Raw genomic sequence first — 25,890 nt, 5'->3', positions numbered from 1 at the left:
AAGAAGTACATCACCATCAAGCACGTACGTTCACATGCTTTGTGCCTTCAAAACCGTGTCAAGAGCATCATGCACGCTCACCAATGGACATCTGTTGAGCTTACAGACCAAAATGTAGGCGGTAGACTACCATTGGGAAAAAGGAGAAATGATATTGTGACACATACGCACGTTTGTCAATATCATAAAACATGTATGCGATATTTTTTCGATTGGTGAGGTTAATCAAGTCAATTCCCCACTCCTGTGAAACCTTCTTACCATTCAGTCTGCCGCCCAAACGAGTGTCCAATCTGAAGTAAGCAGGCATTTGTTTTTGATACCACTGATCGTATTGGTACACCTGGTCGTGAGCCGCTTGAGATGCCACCTCATCAACAGGCGTGTATTTCAAACCACCCGAGAGCGCCAACTGAGGTGAGGCAAAGAGGGTCCAACGGCTGCTCACAGGCCATTCAAACCCACCAGTGACATTCAGGATGTAACCACCATCAAACACTGTGCTGAATTCATGGTTGAGTACTGGGTCGGTATAGCGTGAGCGATAGAGGGTGCCGGACATCAAGAAGAAATAATTTTTGCTGAAGAATTTTTCCACCGTCAGTTCAAGTCCATAGTTTCGTCCCCTGCCAATATTGCGAAGTCCGGCGATGCGTTCCATGGAGTTTTCGCCTGCTCCATAATTGAGTAGCGACACTCCATAGGCCTTGTCCTCAGCCGCAATATCAAAAAGCCATTGACAATACAGTTCTGTATGCACACGCCAATCCTTGTTAATTTGGTAGTTGTGCGAGAGGTTTGCATGCCAACTCTTGGAGAACCCCAAGTGATGATTGCTGTCCGAATAATGACCATCGGCCTCTCTGACGAAGAAAAAAGTGTGCGGAGGCAACTGACTGTAAAGGCCTCCTGCGAGGCCAATGGTGTGATGGGTACCAAGTTTTAACTCAGCAGCAGCACGTGGTTCCAAAGCATAGTTGCCATTCAGGGGCAAATAACTGCCATGTACGCCTGCAGTGACAGTAAAAGCATCGCTGAACAAATGTTGATACTGCGCATAAGCGCGATAAAGTGATAATGTGCTTCTATCGTCATTGAGGGGATAGGGTGTATCTTCCACCTCATTGAACATATTGAGATAATATTGATCGACAACCGTACCCACATAAAGATTGTCGTGATGCGTGGATAATCGATGACGGATATCGGCCGAAAACGAGAGTTTGCGTTCCTTGGTTAGATCCGTAAAAATCATTTTAAAGTCTTCTTGATTGGCCAATTCCTTATTGTACACTCTCATCTTTATATCATTATAGTTCCAAGAAAGTGTGGCATGAAGATCGGTCCGAGCAGCCAGTTGGCCATGATAGACCATACCTAACAATGCCAAGCCACTGCGTAAGTTAACCTTTTGGTCAAACGATAGCTTGTCAACTTGCACGGTCGTACCCGCCCCGGAGAGTTCTGATGTCTTGAGATGAATGCTACTTGTACCTACAATGCCAATCAATGAAAGCGTGTGACCCTCATGGATGCGCCAATCTATCTTGGTGGTAAGGTCTTGATATCTTGGCACAACGGCCATGGATTTGCCAAAAATCTTCATGGCATAGCTTGCCAACTCTGGGATGGAATAACGATAGGAGGCAAGATAGGTCATCGAACCATCCTTGTTCATCGGCCCCTCTGTCATGAGTTCGGCTCCATTATAGCCCATCTGGAAGCGCATTTGGTGGTTGTTGGGATTGCCTTTTCTCAGATTCAGATCAAAGATTGCCGCCAGTGCATTGCCTTTTGTTGCCTGCCAACCGCCCAATAAAAAATCAGAGTTGGTAACAACATTCATATTAAGGGCAGTTACCTGTCCAGCCGTCATTCCCAGTCCGGCGTTGAAATGGTTAGGATTTGGAATTTCAATCCCATCCAATCGATATTGCACCCCTAATGATGAGTTGCCTCTCACCACGATCTCATTACGCGAATCGTTGATGGGCATCACGCCTGCAAAGCTCCTCACCATCCTGCTTGGATCGCCTAACGAACCCGCATATCGCTCTGTTTCTTCCACACTAAAGCTTCGCGCACCTGCATAGGCAAGCGGCTGTAGGGGCCGAGCTTTGTTGTAATATCGCTTCACCTCTACCCCCTTGAGATTATAAGTGGCAGACTCCAGTTTGACATCAAGCGACACTTCTTCACCCATAACCAACAACAAACTGATCTCCTTGTCCTGGTAGCCCACTGAACTGGCCCGCAAAACTTGCCTGCCCAACGGTACTTGTAGTTCAAAACGACCCGCTTTATCTGTGGTTTGGGTAATTAAAGGCTCCGCATTTAAAATGCTCAAACTAACATCAGCCAACGGGTTTCCATGAACGTCCGTCACCCTACCCAATACCTTTTGCGTTCTGTTTCCTTGTGCCATGATGGCCATGGAAACAACTAACAACAGTATACCAGTGCCAATCCACCTTTTCATCATACGATAGTTATAAGATTTGTTCGCGCAAAAATAATTATATCACATTACAAACCTGTTAAAATCCCATCAATTACTCATGAACGTTCACTACTTTCTCATTGAAGCTTTGCTGAATTAAGCAAAAAAAAAATCGCGAACAAGGTGCTCGCGATTTTATCATGTACAATGACCATGAAGGAAACTGTGCAAAAGAAACTTTCTTATTTCTTTGCGTCAGCCTTTTTCTTTGTGTCGATTGGCTTATAAGCCTTGTTCAAACCAGCAACCACATCCTTGGTGATGTCATAGCTCTTGTCGGCATACAGCAGATTATCTCCTGCCTTGGAAAGGATGAGGCTATACTTCTTATCCTTGTTATAGCTTGCCAAGAAGTGCTGAATGGAGTCGCGGAGAGCCTTGTTGTACTTATCGGTTTCTGTTTGAAACTCATTGCTCAGACGCTGATTGAGCGCCTGTAGATCGGCACTCTGCTTCTGCAATCCAGCCTGAATGGATTCTGCCTGGTCACGAGTATATGCATTTTGTTGAAGCTTCTGCTGGAAGTTTGCAGCTGCTTGCTCCAACTGTTTCTGCTTTCCAGCCAGCGTGTTCTGAATGTTTTGACCCTTCTTCTGCAAAATCAAACTATAGTCTTTGCAGAACTTATACTGGGTCATGATGCTGTCTACCTCAACATAGGCAATTTTCATGTCTGTAGGAACAGCAGCTGTTGTACCTTCTGACTTCTTATCAACCTGAGGTTTTGAATTGTCACATGCCGTGAAAGCCAGTGTCGCAAGTGCTGCAACCGCTACCGAACGGATAATCTTTTTCTTCATTTTGTATACTGATATTTAATTGTTTACGTATTATTTTGTCTCATGACCATGACAGCATGCTGCCCATGACATCCATTTCAAAACGCCTTATTCTGCTTTCTTGCCTCTTTGTCTTGATCTACCACACAATGAATGCCACGCTCTTTCATAGCGTCACTGTCATGTATGTGCATGGAATCGAACTTTCCATTCTTCTGAAAAATCAATTTCACAGCCATCAATGCAATACATATTGCAATTATTAACATGCTAAGAAGTAATGTTTTCAACATTTCTTATTATATTTGCACTGTCACTTTGTCATTTCAATTTGGCAAAGGTAGTGCAAATAGAGCAATATACAAAATAAAATAAGAAAAAATAGTATGGAAAAGAAAGACTTACAACCAGCTAGCGTCTTCAAGCAGTTCGCCAAAATCAACGAGATACCACGCCCTTCCAAGCGTGAGGAAAAGATGATAGAATACCTCAAAGAGTTTGGCAAGAGTCATCAACTGGAAACGTCAGTAGATGAAACAGGCAACGTGATTATCCGCAAACCAGCCACCAAAGGCTATGAGGATCGTGCTACGGTGATACTCCAGAGCCACATGGACATGGTGTGTGACAAACTTGTAGACGTTGAGTTCGATTTCGATAAGGATGCCATCCAGACCTACATTGATGGCGAATGGCTTACCGCCAAGGGCACAACGCTCGGTGCAGACGATGGCATCGGCGTGGCTATGGAATTGGCTGTGCTCGAAAGTGACGACATTGAACACGGTCCGATAGAATGTGTTTTCACCGTTGACGAAGAGACACAACTAACGGGAGCGTTAGGGATGAAGGCCGGATTCATGACGGGTGATTATCTCATCAACTTAGATTCTGAAGACGAAGGCAAAATATATGTAAGCTGTGCGGGTGGCCGTAGCACCATTGCCACCTTCGATTACAAGGCAGAAGAGGCTCCAAAGGACCACTTCTTCATGCAAATTTCGCTGAAAGGTTTGGTGGGAGGCCACTCTGGGGATGACATCAATAAGAAGCGTGCCAATGCCATCAAGGTTTTAACGAGATTTCTTTTCAACGAACAAGAGAAATTTGATTTGCGCTTAGCAAGTTTTAATAGTGGCAAATTGCACAACGCCATCCCGCGTGATGGAAAGGTTGTGTTCGCCGTTCCCAATGATGCGAAAGAGCAAGTGCGTGCCGATTGGAATGTCTTCCATCATGAAGTGATGCAAGAATTCCATGTTACAGATACCGACATGGTGTTCAACATGGAAAGTACCGAGCCCCAACAGGTGCTTCCTAAGGACGTAAGCAGCAAACTGATACTGGCTCTGCAAGCCGTTGACAATGGCATCTTTGCCATGTGCCAAGATGAATTATTGGCCAATATGGTTGAAACATCAAGCAACGTGGCAGCGGTGAAGACCATGGATGGCAAGGTTGAAATCTTGTCGTCGCAACGCAGCAACGTGATGAGCAATTTGGACAATATGTGTAACACCGTGAAGGCCGCTTACCAATTGGCAGGCGCAAAGGTTGAACAAACCGATGGCTATCCAGCTTGGAACATGAACCCAGACAGCAAATTAGTCAAACTGACGGTCGAGACTTACAAGAAATTGTTCAACAAAGAGCCAGAAGTATTGGGCATTCATGCAGGACTTGAGTGCGGATTGTTCTCGGAACGTTATCCCCATATCGACATGGTTAGCTTCGGACCCACGCTTCGTTTCGTTCATACACCCGATGAACGTTTGCACATCCCTACCGTACAAATGGTTTGGGATCACCTTCTTGAGATATTGAAGAACATCCCTGTACGCAAATAGTGCACGCAAATAGCATCAATGGATTCATGGTTTCAACCGACACCGTGAATCCATTTTTCATGCTCTTTACATTCGTCATTACCAAAAAGTAAAAGACATTAAACAAAGTTTACAACCCTCTCTACCCTCATTCTTCGAAGAATTGCAGTATTGGCCTCATGAAGGGAGTGATGTCGCGCGGGTGAGAACGATTGTAATAGTCAATCCTTGTGGTCGACCAAGCCACATAAAGACGTTTCTTTGCCCGCGTCATGGCTACATAAAATTTACGCTTGTCTTCGGCCAACAGCCGTTCGTTGTTTTGATTGTAGAAGTTGGGATAGCGTCCGTCAACGGCATCAAAGATGATGACATTGTCAAATTCCAGTCCTTTTGCCTTGTGAACGGTTGTCACAAAGATGCGCTCTTGCAGCGTTTGACTGTTACACAAGTCGGCCTCTTTCAACGTGTTTATTTCCGTGACGTAGGCCCACAGCTGCTCCACCAACGATGGTGCCGCTGCCTGGTCAATGATATCATCCGTGAGAAACTGCGTGATATAATGCAATTTATCTTGCGGTTCCAACAGTTTTTCACTACAAAGAAACGCATAGAAGCGTTGCATTTCCTGCACCAACACAGGTTCATCGCCAGGTTTTTCTCGCTGATACAGCCGCTGTTTGGCCGCATTGTATATGTCTAAATAGTTTTTTCGCAACACCTCTGCCCGCTTCTTGAACCGCGGATGACGTATCCATTCCAACTGAGAAGGTACCATGAGCTTGGCTTTTCCATAGCAATGGCGCACCACATTGCACGTTGCATCAACGTCGGCATCGGCCAAATGGGCGTTTTCTCCTTCCAAATGCAACACCGAGAGCAAGTGCTTGAGTTTGTACTCACGCAGATTTGGCTCTAATAACCGAACGAGTTTGAGCGAATCCAGATAGCGTGGACACTGCTCTTTCAACGATATGGCGGGCAAATAGCGTTGCAGATTGAAATCCAGAATATGATAATCGTAGTCGGCATTATGTCCCAAAAGCATGCTGTCGCCCACGTATTCCATGAACATCTGTAACCCTTCAGCATGACTATGCAGCTCATGTCGCTGCATTTCAGCAATCAATGGATTTTCAATCTCTCCCAGTCGTTGCGGAATGTCACGGTCGGTTTCCATAAAAACGACAAACGACGAGCCTGGAACCACTTTCCCTTGCCGCATCCTGACAGCTGCAATCTGCACGATGTCGTCCTCAAAAACATTCAGTCCGGTGGTTTCTGTGTCGAACACCACAATATCCTGCTGCTCATAACACTTTACAAATTCCTGCACATAACTGCTCTCTGGATATATCAGAAGGTCGGTTGGTAGCATCGCCCTGTCCAACAATCCTCGCACAAAGCCACGCGCCGCCGCATTGCTCTCAAAGACATGCAGCCCCATGAACAATCGTGACCAACCGATGAAGTTGTGCTCGTTGGCCAAAACATTCAGGTGTGCCAGCAGCAACTTCACGCCCTGCGAGGCGAACAAATCATCTCCCGACACCTTAAAATGCGATAATGACAAGTCGTTCAACGCCCTACTCATCATTTCGGCATCGGCATTGGCGCTCACGATGACCGCCGATGTTTCCCTCGCATCCGCCGCTTGCAACCGATTCACCACATCAGCAACGTCACGGTATTCCGAGTCAATGGTCACGCTATCCATCACTTGCAACTCATCTCCCTTACGTTGGGGAAGATAATTGGTCGTTGGCAGCACGTTTTTGTCTATTCCCAGCTGCTGTTCGGCATACACATTGAACACTTCAAGCAGATATTGAGGGGAACGATGGTTGACAAACAGCCGGTGAACATGCCCCTCACAACGCTCCCTCAGGGCGTCCAGCGTGCTCATCTTGGCACCCATGAACGAAAAGATGGCCTGCTGCTCGTCACCCAGATACATCACGGTGTGGAAGTCGCTACTTGTAAAACCGTCGACAAGTGCCAGCTGCAACGGGTTGAGGTCTTGCACCTCATCAACCTGTATCCAGTCATACCGCTTCAGCTCATGCTTGTCGTCGGCCCGCAGCGCATCGTAAGTAAGCATCAACAAGTCCTCAAAATCCAGCAGTTTGTTCTCTTTCTTGTACGCCATGTAATGCCGCGCCTGGTCCATCTTTTTCAGCAAGGCACCAATATCACGCTGACTTCCCAGGTCGTATGCCTCGGTCTGGATGAGATCCTCGTACACATCCGAATGCCTGAACACATTCAACATCGTGGCAGGCGTCATCTCCATTCGCTGCACTTGGCACAACGTGCGCAACGCCGTCACGTCCCTTGCCGTCACACATTCAGGGTGTAGACGCAGTTTTTTGGGATGTTCATGCACCAGTTGATGGATGAATCCCGCAAAATGAAACACCTCCGTATATTCACTTTTCGCTCGATAATTCGCCTGCACCGCATATTCGTCCTCATCCCGATAGCGAGCCAGGATGCTGACAGCATCGTCATCGTCAATAACCGAACTCTCGGCAGGCACCAAACTATTGTCGAACAAGAATTTGGAACAAAACCGATGCACGTTTCCTACATACACCTCGTTAACGCCTTCATCCGCAATATGCGCCTCAATACGTTCTTTCATGCCACGGGCAGCGCGGTTTGTAAACGTCAAACACAGCATCTTATCGAATGGCATTCCTTGTTCGTGCGCCCTACGAATGCGCTCGGTGAGAATTTGGGTCTTGCCACATCCCGGCGGAGCCAGCACCAGGTGGTACCCACCCTCGGCCTGTATCACCGCCTGTTGAAACTGGTCGGGCGTAAAAGTTGTCTGAATCTTATTCGTGTTCATGGCCTGCATCGTTATCGTTTAATCCTACAAATATATCATTTTTATTTGAGCTACCCGGCATTCTCCAAAAAAATACTATATTTGCAGTTGATTTGTAGACGATGAATGACCATCTACTCGCAACGCAAACCCAATTAAACATGATGAAAAATAAAAACAAAATACAGGCACACAGTGCCGTGATACTGGCCAACGTAATCTTTGGTTTAGGTGTACCCGTTACCAAACTCTTGCTCGACGAATGGGTGTCGCCCATGGGATACATGTTCACCCGATGCCTGGGTGCTGCGGTGATATTCTGGTTGATTAGTCTGTTCATGCCCAAAGAGCATGTTGAACGCAAAGACTTACTCATCATTATGCTGGGTGGTTTGCTTGGATTCGTGGTTTCACAAACGCTCACCGCCTGGGCTTTGGTATACACCACGCCCGTTTACTTTTCACTGATTGCCACACTGACACCCGTTGCCACCATGCTGATGGCAGCCGTTTTTTTGAAAGAGACGCTCAATGGAAAGAAGACGATAGGCGTACTCATCGGTATTGCCGGTGCGCTATTGATGGTATTCATGGGCTGGCAGGGCGGCTCAGGAACCAACGACGTGCTGGGCATCTTCCTCACCATTCTGAGTCTGCTCACCTGGGTCATCTATCTGTTGATTACCCGAAACGTTTCTCAGAAGTACTCGGCCGTGACCCAGATGAAGTGGATTTTCCTCATTTCTACCATCGCCGTGCTGCCATTTGCCGCCCCCGAATGGGGTCAGCAGAAACTTTTCTCTGCCGCATGGGCCTGGACAGGCGTAGCCGAAATGGCCTTCATCGTGCTGTTCGCTACCGTGATGGGCTACTTTGCCATACCGTTCGCCATGCGCTACCTGACCGCTACCACCGTAAGCATTTACACCAATCTGCAACCTGTGGTTGCTTCGTTGGTAGCCATCTACATCGGACAGGACGTGCTGACCTGGGACAAACCGGTGGCCGGCATTCTCGTTTTGCTGAGTGCCTACATCATCACCAGAAAAAACGTGGAATAATAAAACACGGAAACACACAAAAAATCGTTCACATCACACCCATGCTCATCGTTCACAACCGACTGATACCCTTCAAAAATTATGATGCCATCAACATTCTGGGAATGTTGTTTTGCCGCAAGGGAACGACCATCACGGCCGACCTTATCCAGCATGAGCGCATCCATACCCGACAGATGATTGAACTGGGATTTATATTCTTCTATCTTTTCTACGTCATCGAGTGGCTCGTTCGCCTGCCGATGAGCGGGCGCGCCTACCTGAACATTTCATTTGAGCGCGAGGCATACAGACACATGGACGATCCCAACTATTTGCTCAACCGACGGCCATACGCTTGGACACGCTATCTGAAAAACCCGAGTAAACCTCGCACGAAACCCACCAGAAAATCGAATTAAAAACGGGGCTCACAGCCCCCACGGATGGCGCCCCACGAAGGCTGCCAACCAAGGACGTTGACTTTGGGCATCAATGTCTATGACTTTGGACCCCAAAGTCATAGACATTAACCTTCAAAGTCAATGCTTTTAGTTTCACAAGGGAAAAAAGAAGAGAAACGAGGACATGCTTTACTTCAAAAGAAGTAAATAATAAGCTGTGTATCAAACCATTTATAAGACATACGGTATCAGCAAATCATCACCGGCCAGCGAGACTTTCAAGCGATACTTATCGGTGTACTCCACATGCATGAGTTGTTTGGGAGCGGTTGACTGCGGTTCCGTCAACGCCAAGGCCACATGCCCCATGGTACGGCGGAGATTGAGTTCGACACAAGGATGGATGCACAACTCCTCGCGATCCTCCATCCGAACCACCATCATGTCGATGCCAAACGGCCCCACATATTTGCCTTTGAAGAGCGAACCCACCAGCGAGATAACATGCGCCTGAATGAAATCGAGCAATTCGAGGGGTACATACCGCGCCATCATGTCGCGCTTCACCGCCTCCGAAGCGATGATGTTGCCCGTATAGGCACCATGAACCGTCGAGAACAGTGATAGACCAAGGTATGCCACACGGCCGTTGTCCATGGCCATGAATTCCATTCCAAAATCACAGACCTTATTATATTGCGGCTCTATCATGATGCCACCCTGCTTTTTGATGAGGTTTCGGCACCACCCTTCAACATGGCCACTGAAATCATGGTCTACATATCTCAACCCCCTACCGCTACTGCTCCAGGGTGCCTTCAATACAAATCGATCACCGTCTGCCATGAGCAGGTCGGCCAACTGAGCGGCATCGTCCGAGAAAAAAGTGCTGGTTCCCACGAAACGCTCGTGTGACGCAGCAAGAACAGGTAGCAAATGGGTTGCAGCAAACGTGCGACTGCTCAGTTTGCGCATAACATCCAATTGCTTGGCCGTGGGCACTGTTTGTCTGAACGTCGCGTTGGACGACACCAAATAGTGACACAAGGCCCTGTTCCACCCCCAAGGTTCGACCTTCACCGTGGAGAAATCGATGGGAAAGCGGCACAAATCGGCATGCGAAATAAACAACACATCATGCACCAAACCGCCAAGACGGCGTGCCGATTCGAGTGCAGCCGACACGTCATCCACCAGCACCATATCACCGTCATCAGCCCACAGAGCCGGCAGATAGCCTAAGTCGGCACGCAATTCGCGTGCGGCATGCGGAGCTGTGAAAGCATCCATGTTGGACGCCAATGCTACATCGTGATCTGGATTGAAGATATGTAATTTCATCGTCGGAAAGCCTCATTCTTTTAACTGGGTACAAAAATAATAAAAAAAGATGATATTTTGCAATATAGAGTTTGCAATTATAGAAATAAATAGTATCTTTGCAGTGACGATTATGCAATTTAAAAGGATTTAGAAATGGAATCTTTCTTCCGCACTCATAAAAGCCTTGTAGAGCACACCAAAGCGCCAGTTCGTCGCACCCTCATGGATGAGATTGACTGGAACGACCGCTTGATAGGCATCAAGGGAACAAGAGGTGTGGGAAAGACCACATTCTTGTTGCAATACGCACAAGAAAATTTTGAGAGTACTGATCGCCGCTGCCTGTACATCAACATGAACAACTTCTACTTCCAAGGCTGCGGAATAGATGATTTTGCGAAGCAATTTGTTGAGCAGGGCGGTAAGGTGCTGCTCATTGATCAGGTGTTCAAGCAGCCCAACTGGAGTGAGGAGCTAAGGCGATGCCACGACCGTTTTCCGGAGTTGAAGGTGATTTTCACCGGCTCGAGCGTGATGAGGCTCAAGGAAGAGAATCCCGAACTGAACGGCATCGTGAAGAGTTATAATCTGCGAGGATTCTCGTTTCGCGAGTTTCTCAACCTCAAGACCAACAACCAGTTTACGCCTTACACGCTTGACGAGATACTCACGAATCACGAATACATCATCAAGCAAATCCTGCCAAAGGCCAGTCCGGCGAAATACTTCATGGACTATATCCACCATGGCTTCTACCCATTCTTCCTGGAGAATCGCAATTTCTCGGAGAATCTGCTGAAGACCATGAACATGATGACGGAAGTAGACATTCTGCTCATCAAGCAAATTGAACTGAAATACCTCACAAAAATCAAGAAGTTGTTCTACCTGTTGGCCACTGAAGGGCAGTGTGCGCCTAATATCAGCAATCTGGCGCACGAGATACATACCAGTCGCGCTACGGTGATGAATTACATCAAATACCTGGCCGATGCCCGATTGATTAACATCATCTATCCCATGGGTCAAGATTTCCCGAAGAAGCCCAGCAAAGTGATGATGCACAACACCAATCTGCAATATGTGATCTATCCGAACAAGGCAGATACACAAGACTTGATGGAGACTTTCTTCGTGAACTGCATGTGGAAAGACCACGCAGTGAACCAAGCTGGCAAAGACCGTTTCTACCTGGTTGACGGCAAACAGAAGTTCAGAATTTGCGATGCAAAGAGCGAACATAAGATACATTACAGCAGTGATACCGTCTACGCCCGATACAACACAGAGGTGGGACAAGACAACCGCATCCCCCTATGGCTGTTTGGTTTTCTATATTGACAGGCGACAGAGGGGCGAATCAAGACAAGCGAACAAATAAATACAGCAACAAAAGAACAAGAGTAATAGTAAAGAATTAAAAGATTCATACGAAACATTTATTCATATTTTATTTATAACAAAATGGCAAAAGAAAAAAAGTTTATCACTTGTGATGGTAACGAAGCCGCAGCTCATATCAGTTACATGTTTTCTGAGGTAGCTGCCATCTACCCCATCACACCGTCTTCTCCTATGGCCGAACATGTTGATACATGGGCTGCCAAGGGACGAAAGAACCTATTTGGTCAAACGGTTACGGTACAAGAAATGCAGTCGGAAGGAGGCGCAGCCGGTGCCGTGCATGGCTCTCTTCAATCAGGCGCATTGACCACAACCTATACAGCATCGCAGGGTTTGCTACTCATGATACCAAACATGTACAAGATAGCTGGCGAACAGTTGCCTTGCGTCATCAACGTTTCTGCGCGCACCATTGCCACACACTCATTGTGTATCTTTGGTGACCACTCTGACGTAATGGCTTGCCGTCAAACCGGTTTCGCCATGTTCTGCGCTGGATCCGTTCAAGAGGTGATGGATTTGTCGACTGTACCTCATTTGGCTACCTTAAAGACAAGCATTCCTTTCATCAATTTCTTCGATGGTTTCCGCACCTCGCATGAGTATCAAAAAATTGAAATGATTGACGAAGAGGAAATCAAGAAATTGATTGACTATGACGATATCAAGCGTTTCCGCGACCGCGCACTCACTCCAGAGCGCCCAGTAACCCGTGGTACGGCTGAAAACCCAGAAACATTCTTCACACATCGCGAAGCATGCAACAAGCATTACGAGGATGTGCCAGATGTTGTGGAAGGCTATCTGAAACAAATCTCTGAGCTTACAGGTCGCGAATACCACATCTTCTCTTATTATGGAGCAGAGGATGCAGAGAACATCATCATCTTGATGGGTTCGGCTACCGAAGCCGCTCGCGAGGTGATTGACCACCAGTTGAAGGAAGGTAAGAAGGTCGGAATGATTTCGGTACACCTCTATCGTCCTTTCTCCGTTAAACACCTGCTGGCCGCAGTGCCAAAGACTGTTAAGCGTATTGCAGTGTTGGATCGCACGAAAGAGCCAGGTGCCGAAGGCGAACCGCTATACCTTGACGTGAAGAGTGCTTTCTATGACGTAGAAAACAAGCCACTGATTGTGGGTGGACGCTATGGACTTGGGTCAGCTGACATCACGCCAAGCCACATCATTTCCGTGTTCAACAACCTGGAGATGAACGAGCCAAAGAACCACTTTACGGTTGGTATCGTTGATGACGTGACCTTTACTTCACTTCCTTTGCTCGAAGACATTCCTCTGGGAGCCGAAGGAACGTTCGAAGCTAAGTTCTTTGGACTGGGTGCCGACGGTACTGTAGGTGCCAACAAGAACTCTGTGAAGATTATCGGTGATAATACCGATAAATATTGTCAGGCCTACTTCTCGTACGACTCGAAGAAGTCAGGAGGTTTCACCTGCTCACATCTTCGCTTTGGCGATCAGCCCATTCACTCTACCTACAAAGTAATCACACCTAACTTTGTGGCTTGCCACGTTCAGGCATACTTGAGAATGTATGACGTGATTCGCGGTCTGCGCAAGAATGGTACCTTCCTTTTGAACACCGTATTTGAGGGAGAAGAGTTGGCCAACTTTATTCCAAACAGACTGAAGCGCTACTTTGCTCAAAACAACATTACGGTATATTACATCAACGCGACGAAGATTGCGCAAGAAATTGGTTTGGGCAACCGCACCAACACTATTCTACAGAGTGCCTTCTTCCGTATCACCGAGGTGATTCCTGTTGACCTTGCCGTTGAACAGATGAAGAAGTTCATCGTGAAGTCTTATGGTAACAAGGGACAGGACATCGTTGACAAGAACTACGCAGCTGTAGAACGCGGTGTGGAGTATCAGCAATTGACGGTTGACCCAGCATGGGCAAACCTTGCAGATGAAGAAGAAGCACCAGAAGAGGATGTTCCGGCATACATCAAGGAAATCGTACGTCCAATCAATGCACAGAATGGCGATTTGCTGAAAGTATCCGATTTCGTGAAATACGATATGGTTGACGGTACCATGCTGAATGGTTCGTCGGCCTATGAGAAGCGAGGCGTTGAAGCATTCAACCCCGAGTGGACACCCGAAAACTGTATCCAGTGTAACAAATGTGCTTACGTTTGTCCTCACGCAGCCATTCGTCCATTCGTATTGGATGAGGAAGAGGTGAAAGGTTTCAATGACAAGACCCTGGCTATGAAGGTTCCAAGACCGATGGCTGGCATGAACTTCCGCATTCAGGTAAGTGTACTCGACTGTGTAGGTTGTGGTAACTGTGCCGATGTCTGCCCTGGAAACAAACAAGGTAAGGCATTGAAGATGGTTCCATTTACACGCGATGAGAAGATGATTGAGAACTGGAACTATCTCACCAAGAATGTGAAGAGCAAACAACATCTTGTTGATATCCAGAGCAATGTGAAGAATTCTCAATTTGCACAACCTTTGTTTGAGTTCTCGGGTGCATGCGCCGGATGTGGTGAAACACCTTATGTAAAATTGGTTTCACAATTGTTTGGCGATCGTGAAATGCTTGCCAACGCAACAGGTTGTTCATCTATTTACTCTGCATCACTGCCTTCAACACCGTACACGACCAATGCAGACGGTAAGGGGCCGGCCTTTGCCAACTCATTGTTTGAAGACTTCTGCGAATTTGGTATGGGTATGGTAATGGGCAACAAGAAGATGCGTGACCGTCTTGCTCTCCTACTCGAGCAACTGGCAGAAAAAGAAGATTCGTCTAACGAGTTGAAAGAAGCCGTTCAGAAGTGGATGGAAGCGAAAGAAGACGCTCAAGGCTCTAAGGAAGTCACAGAACAACTCAAGCCTCTTATCAAAGCAGGTGCAGAGAAAGGTTGTGACACTTGCAAAGAACTGATGACGCTGGAGCACTACCTCATCAAACGTTCACAGTGGATTATTGGTGGTGACGGTGCATCGTATGACATCGGTTTCGGTGGACTCGACCACGTTATCGCATCAGGTGAAGATGTTAACATCTTAGTTCTCGATACGGAAGTTTACTCGAATACGGGTGGACAGAGCTCAAAGGCAACACCACTTGGGGCCATTGCTCAATTCGCAGCCCAAGGAAAACGCATCCGCAAAAAGGACTTAGGCTTGATGGCTACGACCTATGGGTATGTGTATGTTGCACAAATAGCAATGGGTGCCGACCAGGCTCAAACGCTGAAAGCCATTCGTGAAGCAGAGGCTTATCCCGGACCATCGCTCATCATCGCCTATTCACCCTGTATCAACCACGGCTTGAAAGCCAAGGGTGGCATGGGTAAGAGCCAGGCAGAGGAAACTCGCGCCGTTGCTTGCGGTTACTGGCACTTGTGGAGATACAATCCTCAGCTGGCCGATGAAGGCAAGAATCCATTCTTACTCGACTCTAAAGAACCAGACTGGAGCAAGTTCCGCGATTTCTTATTGGGTGAAGTTCGCTACCTGTCTGTGAAGAAAGCATATCCGAACGAAGCCGATGAACTATTCCAAGCTGCAGAGGATATGGCGAAACTGCGCTATAACAGCTATGTTCGCAAATCGCAAGAGGATTGGAGTATGTCAAATGGAGAAGTTGACAAAACCGCCAATGAGGATCCTAATACAGCCGAAGCTACAGAAAAAGTGGTAGCAAGTGAACCGAAGGAAGATTCAAAGGCCGAGCATGTTGATGCTAAATCTTAAGCAAGAAACATAGCTCATCATATTTAGAAAAGAGGGAGTATCAGCAACATGATACCCCTCTTTTTTTCTTATTTTACGATGGATTCAAGATGAATGAACAAATTCTTGGCTTTCCAAGAATGATTATGAAGGAGTATGGTTCATCAAGTTCAGCAAAATTTGCAGCGTGATCCGTCTAATACAGCACTTAAAAATATCTAACGAACAAGACTTCTCTCTATTTTAAAGTCCATTCTGCATGTGAACCACTCAATAGAAGTCTAACGGTCACCCTATCTGTTAACAAAATTTAAAGGCGGTAAAAAGTATTGGTAGGTAACCGTATGCTGCATTCTTTTTTTGTATCTTTGCAAGCAAATAAAAACATACAAAGTCGTTTCTCTTCTGAAACGCAGAAATTTCTATCAACACTTATTATACAACAATGTATAGCAAAGACGAATTATCATCTAAAGATATCCAGGAATTGTCGGATATCGCTCAAAAATTGGGTGCCGAAATTGACGAAAACAATACGCCAGAAGAAATCATATATTCAATACTCGATAAACAAGCAATGTCAGAAACAGATGAAAACGCCACAGGTACCAAGCGGCGTCGTATTCGCATACCGGTACGTGAAACTGACAGAGTGTACTCGGTGAATGGGAAAGAGGGTGAGAACTTCGACCTGAAAAAGAAAAAACCAGCCAGCGAGCCTACTTCCTTATTCAAAGAGGACGACATGACCAAAGAAGATATTTCGTCTAAAGAAGAGAAGGAATTGACTCCTGAAGAAGAACTTGCAGCCATCCCTAAGCATAGGGGAAGGAAGACAAAACGCGAGCTTGAACTTCTTGCAATGATTGATGCCAAGAAGGAAGAGAACCAAGAAGATACAGAAAAACAAGAAAAAGAGGCAGAAGATAACGACGATACCGAAGCATTACGCTCAAATGAAGCACATGATGAGGTGAATGAAAAAGATTCTGAGAACGCGGAAGAAGAGGCTTCAGAGGCAAACTCAGAAGACACAATTCATAAAGACTCTGGTATGACCAACTTATTGGAACGCTTACAAGCGAAAGTGAATGCGCACAACGAGAACGAGCAAGAACGTCGCGAGGCCATCGCAGAAGGCATTTGGGAAGGAGATCCTGCTGATGGTACAGACTTTATCGTTGTGCAAGACTTACCCATCGTAGATCAAGGTGCGGTGCCAAGTTATGATATGTTTGACAATCCTACCACACCCGTGATGCCGTCGGCTTCATACCAAACGCCTGTAAACACGAACGCTACCAACCAGCCTGCATACGACTTTTCTGACATTATTGAAGCAAATGGTGTGCTGGAAATCATGCCAGATGGCTATGGATTCCTACGTTCAAGCGACTACAATTATCTGTCTTCGCCTGATGATGTGTACGTTGCCAGCTCACAAATCAAGAAGTATGGCCTGAAAACAGGTGATGTGGTACAGTGTCATGTTCGCCCTCCACATGACGGAGAGAAGTACTTCCCACTGACCAACATCGACAAGATCAACGGAAGAAACCCAAATGAGATTCGTGACAGAATACAATTTGAACATCTCACTCCGCTCTTCCCAGAAGAGAAATTCACACTCTGTGGTGATAAAGCAACGACCAATCTGTCTACAAGGGTGGTCGACCTCTTCTCTCCTATCGGCAAAGGACAGCGCGCACTCATTGTGGCACAACCCAAAACCGGTAAGACCATCTTGATGAAAGACATTGCCAATGCCATCGCTGCCAACCACCCCGAGGCTTATTTGATGATGCTTTTAATCGACGAACGACCAGAGGAAGTGACCGACATGGCGCGAACTGTGAATGCAGAGGTCATCGCATCAACATTCGATGAGCCGGCAGAACGACATGTTAAGATTGCAGGAATCGTGCTTGAGAAAGCCAAACGGATGGTTGAATGTGGGCATGATGTGGTGATATTCCTCGACTCTATTACCCGTTTGGCCCGCGCCTACAACACAGTAAGCCCTGCATCAGGCAAGGTATTGACCGGTGGTGTGGACGCCAACGCATTACAAAAGCCGAAACGATTCTTTGGTGCAGCCCGCAACATAGAAGGTGGTGGATCACTCACCATCATCGCTACAGCACTGATTGACACGGGCAGTAAGATGGATGAGGTAATCTTCGAAGAGTTCAAGGGTACCGGCAACATGGAACTTCAATTAGACCGGTCACTTTCTAACAAGCGCATCTTCCCAGCTGTCAACCTGGTTGCATCGAGCACCCGTCGTGACGACTTGCTACAAGACAAGACCACACTGGATAGGATGTGGATTCTGCGCAAGTATATTGCCGACATGAACCCAATAGAAGCAATGAACTCAATTCATGACAGAATGATAAGAACCCACAGCAATGACGAGTTCTTGATGTCAATGAACTCATGATAATGAACAAAAATATTGAAATAAAAGGTGCCCGTGTCAACAATCTGAAGAACATCAGCATCAATATTCCCCGAAATCAATTTATTGTTATAGCCGGCCTATCGGGTTCCGGCAAATCATCCTTGGCCTTCGACACATTATATGCCGAAGGCCAACGTCGCTATGTAGAATCACTTTCCTCCTATGCAAGACAGTTCTTGGGGCGCATGAGCAAACCCGAATGTGACTTCATCAAGGGACTGCCACCAGCCATAGCCATTGAACAAAAAGTGATTTCTCGCAATCCTCGAAGCACAGTTGGCACGTCAACCGAAATATACGAATATCTACGTTTGCTATATGCTCGTATTGGTAAGACATTCTCTCCTATCAGTGGCGAAGAGGTAAAGAAACATTCAACTGACGACATCGTCAACTGTACGCAACAATATTCTAAGGGAACCAAGTTTGCCATCCTGGCTCCATTGCACCTGATTGAAGGCAGAACGCTGGAGAAACAACTTGAAATGGAAATCCAGGAGGGCTACACTCGTCTTTGGTTCAAGAACGATTTCGTGCGGATAGACGACTTTCTGGCTGACAAAGAAGCGTTGGAAAAAGCAAAGGTTGACGAGATTTTCCTGTTGATTGACCGCCTGTCTGTTGACGACGCCAAGGATGTTATCTCCCGATTGATAGACTCTGCAGAGACTGCTTTCTACGAAGGACGTGGTGAATGCCAATTGGTGTTCTTCCCCTCCAACATAACTTATGAGTTTTCCATGCGTTATGAAGCTGACGGAATGACCTTCGAGGAGCCCAATGACAACATGTTTTCATTCAATTCTCCTTTGGGAGCATGCCCAACTTGCGAAGGGTTTGGCAGCATCATAGGCATTGATGAAAAACTGGTTATTCCCAACTCTACCCTTAGTGTCTATGACGGTTGTGTACAATGCTGGCACGGCGAAAAGATGGGTCAGTGGAAAGATGAGTTCTGTCGACGTGCGAAACGAGACAATTTCCCGATATTCAAGCCCTACCTGGAGTTGACAAGAAAAGAGAAAGACATGCTGTGGCATGGCTTACCATCCGACATGCACGAAGACGAGCGTGACCGAGTGAGCATTGATGCCTTTTTCCAAATGGTGAAAGAGAATCAATACAAGATTCAATACCGTGTGATGATGAGTCGCTATCGGGGCAGAACCACTTGTCCAACCTGTCATGGTACACGTCTGAAAAGAGAGGCCAGTTGGGTGAAGATCAACGGCATGAGCATCACTGACCTGGTAGAAATGTCCATCTCCAACCTCCATGCGTGGTTCAAACAACTTGCCTTGGACGACCATGACGCAGAGATTGGCAAACGATTGCTCACCGAAATCAACAACCGATTGCAGTTTCTTATTGACGTGGGACTGGGCTATCTCACGCTCAACCGCCAATCCAACACATTGAGTGGCGGCGAGAGTCAGCGCATCAACCTCACCACATCGCTTGGAAGTTCCTTGGTGGGCTCACTTTATATCCTGGACGAACCCAGCATTGGCTTGCATAGTCGCGATACAAAACGATTGATTGGTGTGCTAAAAAAGCTACAAGCATTGGGCAATACCGTCATCGTGGTGGAGCATGACAAGGAAATCATGCAAGCCGCAGACACCTTGATAGATGTAGGTCCCAATGCGGGTAGACTGGGAGGAGAAATTGTTTTCAATGGATCCATCAAAGATATTGACCGCAATAAGGAGCAATTTGCCAAACAATTCTCTCGCTCTCACACCATCCAATACCTCACAGGAAAAGAAACAATCGATAAACCCAGTTCTCGAAGGTCATGGAACATGGCCATCGAACTGAAAGGTGCCAGACAAAACAACTTAAAGGGAATTGACGTAAAGTTCCCGCTGAACGTGCTGGATGTGGTGACTGGCGTTAGCGGATCGGGTAAGTCAACCTTGGTGAAGGGCATCCTCTATCCCGCCTTAAAGCGACATTTGAATGAGGTAGCCGATCAGCCTGGCGAATATATTTCGCTGGAAGGCGACTGGAAACACATCGAGCATGTAGAGTTTGTTGACCAAAATCCCATAGGCAAGAGCACGCGCAGCAATGCGGCAACTTACGTCAAGGCCTACGATGCCATCAGACAATTGTTTGCCGAACAACCGCTTGCCAAGCAAATGGGCTTCTCACCACAATACTTCTCCTTCAACACCGAAGGCGGCAGATGCGAAGAATGTAAGGGCGCAGGAACCATCACCGTTGAGATGCAGTTTATGGCCGACCTCGAATTGGAATGCGAAGCGTGCCATGGTCAACGATTCAAGAAGGACATATTGGATGTGCGGGTAGATGGAAAAAACATCAATGACGTGCTGAACATGACGGTTACAGAGGCCCTTGAGTTTTTCAATCGCTTGAATGAGAAAACGGTTGTCAGCCGACTGCAACCGCTGGATGACGTGGGATTGGGATACATCAAGTTGGGACAAAGCTCGTCTACGCTTTCGGGTGGTGAAAACCAACGCGTAAAACTGGCTTACTTCATTGGGCGCGAGAAGCAAGAACCTACCTTATTTATCTTTGACGAACCAACCACCGGACTACATTATCTGGACATCAAACGTCTGCTGTCGGCATTCGATGCATTGATAGAACGAGGACACTCCATCATCGTCATCGAACACAATCTGGATGTCATCAACTATGCCGATTACGTCATCGACCTTGGTCCGGACGGGGGTGACAAGGGCGGCTCATTGGTTGTCGCAGGCACACCTGAAGAGGTAGTCAACTGTAAGGAAAGTCTTACCGGGCAGTACCTTAAAGCTGAGCAGTTGTAACAACCAACTAAACTCATCTCAAACGATATCACTCCCATTATTTCAGACAACCATGAATCGCAGCGAGCTATCCATCTTAATCCCTACCTACAACGATTGTTGTGTAGATTTGGTCAAAGCACTGGCTTGTCAAGCAGCGAACATACCCAAACTACACTATGAAATCATCGTGGTAGATGATGGTTCCACACGCCCTGAAACCAAACTGCAAGCTACTGAAATCAATGCGTTGGACAACTGTAGGTTCATCAGTAGAAACATCAATGTTGGGCGTGCTAAAATTCGTAACATTCTCACTGTCATGGCGCGCCATCACTGGCTGCTGTTCTTGGATAGTGACATGAAAATCACGAGAGACGATTTCATTCTGCAATATCTTCAAGCCGACCGACAGGCGATGGTCATCTATGGCGGCAACTGCGTGCAACGCCCGCCCAAACCAGCCGATGGAACGTTGAAATATCGTTATGAGACTGCGGCTGAGGATTCACATTCGGCAGCAGAGCGCAACAAGTCACCCTATCAACAGTTTAACACTTCCAACTTCCTGGTGGCCAAGTCGGTGATGGAGGCTCTTCCTTTTGATGACCGAATACAAACCTATGGCTATGAAGACGTGCTGTTTGGCAGGTCTTTAGAGGCAGCCGGCATCAACATTTACCACATTGACAATCCTGTTGGTTTTCAACAGTTTGAATCAAACGTCAGCTTTCTGGCAAAAACAGAGGAAGCCATGTACACGCTCAACTTATACCACGAAGAACTGAAAGGCTATTCGAAAGTTTTGGATGCTTATCACAAACTTCGTCTTCTGGGCCTGGCACCTCTCCTTCGGTGGTTCTTTCATGCTGCAAAAACAAAGATGAAAACCAATCTGCTGGGTACCCATCCCTCTCTCTTCATCTACAAATGTTACAAATTAGGGTTTTACGCAACCATTGCACACGGTAAGCATCGTAACAAGAAAGAAATAAAAGATTAAATTTTGCTGGACGTTCATTCAGGTGCTGAACTCTAAAGAAAATTGAAAGAATTGGCTTATTAGCGTAGGATGTAACGCATTGAATCTCAAGTGATTCCGTTGGGGTAATAACGATAGCTGATTATCAATGCGTTACAGATGTTTTGGTGCAAATTATTGGCACTTTGGTACGAATTTGTGTTTTATGTTAAAAATCAATCGTTTTATTATATGAATACTTTCTTTTTTTAAATCAAAATTCTTTGAAAGACCCGATGAACTTGAAGAGATGGATAACGTCTTCTTTTGCAATGTCCTGGTAGTCGCCATATTTGGGGTCTTTGTTTTCTGGAATGAGACGGATATTTTGCTCATCGTCTGCCCGGCTCACCCATTTTACGGTTCGCATCTCGTTTTTTGTAACGATGGCATATACTTCTCCGTAGATGATATCTTGCACACCTTCTGGTATATGACGAAGACAGATTCTTGAACCACTTTTGATGAGTGGGTACATGCTGTCTCCTGAGAGTCTGCACCAGAAATACCCCTCTTTGTTGTATGGCTCCATAGATATGTAATCGTCTGCATATTCTACGGTGTCCAGGTTCACGAGGTCGAACCCACCGAGGAAGTCAATGTCGAAATATGGTCTTCCAACTTTTTTCAGTGCGTCTTTGGCGTATTCTTCTTCTATATCCTCCTCTGATCTCCAAGGACTTCCAATTCCATAGCAGAGCCAATCGCTGTTTAGCTCTGGTTTGGCGTCGCAGATTTTCCTGATGGTGGATGGTTTTAGTTCTTTGTCACCCTTTGAATTAAAATAGCCGTTGCTAAGTCCGAACTCATTTGTAAACTGAGTGGTATTACCACCTTTGTTGATAAAATCTTCGAGTAAAAGCTCTAACCTTTTCCTCGTTCCTTTGACCGCTTTGATTTCCATACCTATGAGTTTTTATGTTAATTAAACGTTTTGAGCGTTTGTGTTATATTATGTTAATAAACTAACAAAATTCTTCGATATTCTAATTTAATTATATATATTTGCACAGAAAATCTAATGGTGATTTAGATTATCGTAGCAATTGAGATGATATAATTTGTTTATCGCTTTATTTGCTACAAATATATAAAATAACGGTGGAAAGTCGTCAACTGTTTATGTTAAATTATGGTAAAAATGAAAGAGAAATATCTAAAAACAAAGGCGGCAGCTGACCGATTGCAGGTTCATCCAAAGACTCTGCTTAGGTGGGCAAGAGAGGGAGAGATACCCTACATCCGTCCGAAAGGCAGGTATTACTTCTCAACGAGCAGTATTGATGCCTTTTATAACAACGAGTTGTAAGGAGTTATGACTTAGCTTTGATTTTTATTTATTGGAAAACGGACGCAGCCGTTGCGTCAGCCGAAAGACGTTTCAAGTTGATGAGTAGGTAAAGCGGTTGGGGTGGAGGATTGAAAGTTGCACCTCTATACATACACTGATACGATAGGTATGGTAAAAACGAAATGAAGGCTATAAAGAACAAGGGGTAGTCATGGACTTTAATGTACTGGTAGCGCAGTGCGCCCAAACTAAATACAGCCTCCTTGCGTGTTGAAACATGGCACTGCAATCGAATTGACAAGGAGGCTCTATCTAAAGAAGTTAAATTTTCTTGCGCAAATTTGGATGTTTCGCAGGATTTGAATATCTTTGTAGCGCAAACAGTTAATGAATCACATTCATTTCGCAGGGCAAGCGGTCAAGTTGCTCAATCAAGGTTGGGCATTTTTTATGCCCGTACATTAAGATATTGGCGGTTGCCTATACGTAGTTATATACAAGTCCTTCGGGGTGAGTGCATTAACTGTTTGCAGCGTATATGGTAGCCGCTTTCTTTGTATAAAGTCTGCCTATCACATAACTTTAAATGCAAACAGTTATGAATAATCAAATTTCAGTCCTAAAACAGACAGAATTGTGTGGACAGCAATTCACGGTGTATGGCTCAATGCAAGACCCTTTATTCGTAGCTTCTGATGTTGCGACAATGATTAACCACCCTAACACAAGCGAACTTGTTAAACTCGTTGATGATGACGAAAAGCTGACCTCAACAATTCTTAGGTCAGGTCAAAACAGAGAGGTTTGGATGTTGACAGAGAACGGCTTATATGAGGTGTTGATGCAGAGCCGCAAGCCAATCGCCAAGCAATTTAAGAAAGGTATCAAGGCTATTCTCAAAGAAATCCGCAAGACGGGTGGCTACATTGCCACCACGCAAGAGGACACACCCGAGCTGATTATGGCTCGCGCCTTGCAAGTTGCTCAGGCGACCATTGACAGGCACAAGAAGCAGTTGGAATTGGCAAATGAGAGAATAGCGTTACAAGGTGAGCAATTGAAGTCGCAGGCTCCGAAGGTGGATTATTACGACCAAGTGTTGCAGAGTGAGGGTACGATGACCACGAGACAACTTGCGATGAGCATAGGTATGACAGCCAACACCCTAAATAAGAAACTTTGCAACGCAGGTATACAATTCAGGCAAAGCGGAATGTACATTCTTCGCTCCCCATATTCTTCATACAACTTGACAGGAGTCCGCTCCTATCCATACACAACTTCTGACGGAAGGACGCTGACCAAGCAGTATCTTGTATGGAATGAACGAGGAAAGCAGTTTGTGACGATGTTGCGCAACAATAACTTTGATGCAAAGAAGACACGGAGGGAGATAAGTCCTGATTTTTGGATGACGCTACTACGACCTCAGTGTGCTACAAACAAGAATAAATAAAAAAATGTAAGCATATAAAAACTATATACAAGAAGTCCCTGTTTCAAATCATCACGGTTTGAAATGGGGATTTTTCGTATATAGAAGTTTCCATATAAGCTGCAATAAGGCTTTGTTCTCGAAGAAGTATGGAAACCACTTTTTGTAAGTGATATTATTTAACTCTTTTGGTTGTTTTGTCTGTGAAGATAGAACAACCTTTTTTATTAAAAAAAACAAGCAAATGAACAATATTTATATAGGTATAGACCCTGGTCTGCACGGTGGAATCGCTGTGTTGGACGAAGATGGTAACGTAACTGACGTAGAAAAGATGCCACAGACGCCACTTGACATATTGACCTATTTCAGGCAATATGATATAGCGCATACGGCCGTGTATTTGGAAGACGTGGGACACGGCATGCCAGGGCAGTCGTCCAAGGCGACAGCAACCTTTGCGAGACATAACGGACATTTGGAAATGGCACTTTTGTCTTGCGGTTTGCGAACCATTAAGTGTACTCCACAAAAATGGATGAAGACCTATCAATTGGGCAAGAGCAAAGACTATAGCAAGACGGATTGGAAGCGCAGGTTGAAAGAAAAATGCCAGCAGTTGTTTCCTACGCTTGGTAAGAAGATAACCTTAGCGACTTGTGATGCGCTTTTGATAGCCTCTTATGGTCGCCATCAAGAAATACGGAACGACAAATAGTACTCGCTTTAGTGTTTTTATGTTATAAAACGTGACAGCTACCTTGTCTGTGAAGATGGGGTAGCTTTTTTTATTTCCAAATTTTTATGATAGATGTGTACGACATAATCAAGTCAATCAACGAGGAGAAAAAGGAAAAGAAACTTCATCCTACCTCTGCTTTATTCAGCGAGATAACAGCCGCTGTGGCAGTAGTGGTAAAGAAAGAGATAAACGAGCTTGTGAAGAGCAAGCATGTGGTGTTTCATCAAACGGTCAACAGTTTATCGTTTGATGCCGTAGAAGATAAAGAGCGCAATGGCAATGAGCCATAAGAAACATGTAGAATTTTTGTCAAATCAATAAA

General features: G+C 45.8%; 18 protein-coding genes. 12 read left to right on the top strand and 6 right to left on the bottom strand.

All coding sequences use genetic code 11. From position 1 onward, the window contains the following. Positions 1-100: 100 nt before the first annotated feature. From NQ518_RS01315 to NQ518_RS01305, 3 genes are all read right to left on the bottom strand, one after another. On the bottom strand, positions 101-2,482 hold the full coding sequence (locus NQ518_RS01315; RefSeq protein WP_227961070.1) for a carboxypeptidase regulatory-like domain-containing protein: 2,382 nt from the start codon (positions 2,480-2,482) through the stop codon (positions 101-103). A 200-nt stretch (positions 2,483-2,682) separates the two neighbouring features. Further along, the gene (locus tag NQ518_RS01310) at positions 2,683-3,300 is read right to left on the bottom strand and encodes an OmpH/Skp family outer membrane protein (RefSeq protein WP_004349517.1); all 618 of its coding nucleotides are present in this window, start codon (positions 3,298-3,300) and stop codon (positions 2,683-2,685) included. A 77-nt stretch (positions 3,301-3,377) separates the two neighbouring features. Then, on the bottom strand, positions 3,378-3,572 hold the full coding sequence (locus NQ518_RS01305) for a hypothetical protein (RefSeq protein ID WP_040562775.1): 195 nt from the start codon (positions 3,570-3,572) through the stop codon (positions 3,378-3,380). A gap of 93 nt (positions 3,573-3,665) precedes the next feature. On the opposite strand from NQ518_RS01305, the gene NQ518_RS01300 reads away from it, so the two are divergent. After that, complete coding sequence (locus tag NQ518_RS01300; RefSeq protein WP_227207920.1) at positions 3,666-5,126, top strand: aminoacyl-histidine dipeptidase; 1,461 nt, start codon at positions 3,666-3,668, stop codon at positions 5,124-5,126. 127 nt (positions 5,127-5,253) lie between these two features. Here NQ518_RS01300 and NQ518_RS01295 read toward each other — a convergent pair whose 3' ends face one another. Beyond that, positions 5,254-7,968 (bottom strand): 3'-5' exonuclease, encoded by a 2,715-nt coding sequence (locus tag NQ518_RS01295; protein ID WP_227961071.1) that lies wholly within the window; start codon positions 7,966-7,968, stop codon positions 5,254-5,256. 134 nt (positions 7,969-8,102) lie between these two features. On the opposite strand from NQ518_RS01295, the gene NQ518_RS01290 reads away from it, so the two are divergent. Both NQ518_RS01290 and NQ518_RS01285 read left to right on the top strand, forming a co-directional pair. Beyond that, positions 8,103-8,999 (top strand): DMT family transporter, encoded by an 897-nt coding sequence (locus tag NQ518_RS01290; protein WP_227962454.1) that lies wholly within the window; start codon positions 8,103-8,105, stop codon positions 8,997-8,999. 41 nt (positions 9,000-9,040) lie between these two features. Continuing rightward, positions 9,041-9,400 (top strand): hypothetical protein, encoded by a 360-nt coding sequence (locus NQ518_RS01285; protein WP_227961073.1) that lies wholly within the window; start codon positions 9,041-9,043, stop codon positions 9,398-9,400. Positions 9,401-9,613: 213 nt separating this feature from the next. On the opposite strand, the gene NQ518_RS01280 is transcribed toward NQ518_RS01285, so the two are convergent. Next, positions 9,614-10,723, bottom strand: coding sequence for a hypothetical protein (locus NQ518_RS01280; RefSeq protein ID WP_227961075.1), 1,110 nt, complete (start codon positions 10,721-10,723; stop codon positions 9,614-9,616). 135 nt (positions 10,724-10,858) lie between these two features. On the opposite strand from NQ518_RS01280, the gene NQ518_RS01275 reads away from it, so the two are divergent. The 5 genes from NQ518_RS01275 (at position 10,859) to NQ518_RS01255 (ending at position 22,082) form a co-directional block, all read left to right on the top strand. Next, the gene (locus NQ518_RS01275) at positions 10,859-12,046 is read left to right on the top strand and encodes an ATP-binding protein (RefSeq protein WP_227961077.1); all 1,188 of its coding nucleotides are present in this window, start codon (positions 10,859-10,861) and stop codon (positions 12,044-12,046) included. A 123-nt stretch (positions 12,047-12,169) separates the two neighbouring features. After that, positions 12,170-15,850 (top strand): pyruvate:ferredoxin (flavodoxin) oxidoreductase, encoded by a 3,681-nt coding sequence (nifJ, locus tag NQ518_RS01270; protein WP_227961079.1) that lies wholly within the window; start codon positions 12,170-12,172, stop codon positions 15,848-15,850. Between the two features lie 424 nt (positions 15,851-16,274). Beyond that, positions 16,275-18,272, top strand: a complete 1,998-nt coding sequence (rho, locus tag NQ518_RS01265; protein ID WP_227961081.1) for a transcription termination factor Rho — start codon at positions 16,275-16,277, stop codon at positions 18,270-18,272. A 2-nt stretch (positions 18,273-18,274) separates the two neighbouring features. Next, complete coding sequence (gene uvrA / locus NQ518_RS01260) at positions 18,275-21,100, top strand: excinuclease ABC subunit UvrA (protein WP_227961083.1); 2,826 nt, start codon at positions 18,275-18,277, stop codon at positions 21,098-21,100. Positions 21,101-21,152: 52 nt separating this feature from the next. Beyond that, positions 21,153-22,082 carry a glycosyltransferase family 2 protein gene (locus NQ518_RS01255; protein ID WP_227961085.1) on the top strand — a complete coding sequence of 310 codons (930 nt, stop codon included), beginning with the start codon at positions 21,153-21,155 and terminating at the stop codon, positions 22,080-22,082. A gap of 232 nt (positions 22,083-22,314) precedes the next feature. Here NQ518_RS01255 and NQ518_RS01250 read toward each other — a convergent pair whose 3' ends face one another. Then, positions 22,315-23,004 carry a S24 family peptidase gene (locus tag NQ518_RS01250; protein ID WP_227961087.1) on the bottom strand — a complete coding sequence of 230 codons (690 nt, stop codon included), beginning with the start codon at positions 23,002-23,004 and terminating at the stop codon, positions 22,315-22,317. 237 nt (positions 23,005-23,241) lie between these two features. Between NQ518_RS01250 and NQ518_RS01245 the strand changes: the two genes are divergently transcribed. The 4 genes from NQ518_RS01245 to NQ518_RS01230 all read left to right on the top strand — a co-directional run bounded on the left by NQ518_RS01245 (position 23,242) and on the right by NQ518_RS01230 (position 25,858). Further along, the gene (locus NQ518_RS01245) at positions 23,242-23,409 is read left to right on the top strand and encodes a helix-turn-helix domain-containing protein (RefSeq protein WP_227961089.1); all 168 of its coding nucleotides are present in this window, start codon (positions 23,242-23,244) and stop codon (positions 23,407-23,409) included. Positions 23,410-23,989: 580 nt separating this feature from the next. After that, positions 23,990-24,847 (top strand): phage antirepressor KilAC domain-containing protein, encoded by an 858-nt coding sequence (locus NQ518_RS01240; protein ID WP_227961091.1) that lies wholly within the window; start codon positions 23,990-23,992, stop codon positions 24,845-24,847. A 223-nt stretch (positions 24,848-25,070) separates the two neighbouring features. Next, positions 25,071-25,544: a RuvC family protein gene (locus tag NQ518_RS01235; RefSeq protein ID WP_227961093.1), complete on the top strand. Its 474-nt coding sequence runs from the start codon at positions 25,071-25,073 to the stop codon at positions 25,542-25,544. Between the two features lie 86 nt (positions 25,545-25,630). Next, a complete protein-coding gene (locus tag NQ518_RS01230) occupies positions 25,631-25,858 on the top strand; it encodes a hypothetical protein (protein ID WP_227961095.1) in 228 nt (75 codons plus the stop codon). Positions 25,859-25,890 lie beyond the last annotated feature (32 nt).

It is taken from the genome of Hoylesella buccalis ATCC 35310, from assembly GCF_025151385.1.
Classification (GTDB): Bacteria; Bacteroidota; Bacteroidia; order Bacteroidales; family Bacteroidaceae; genus Prevotella; species Prevotella buccalis.
The sequence above is the reverse complement of the archived record's forward strand: the minus strand, read 5'-3'. Positions and strand labels throughout refer to the sequence as shown.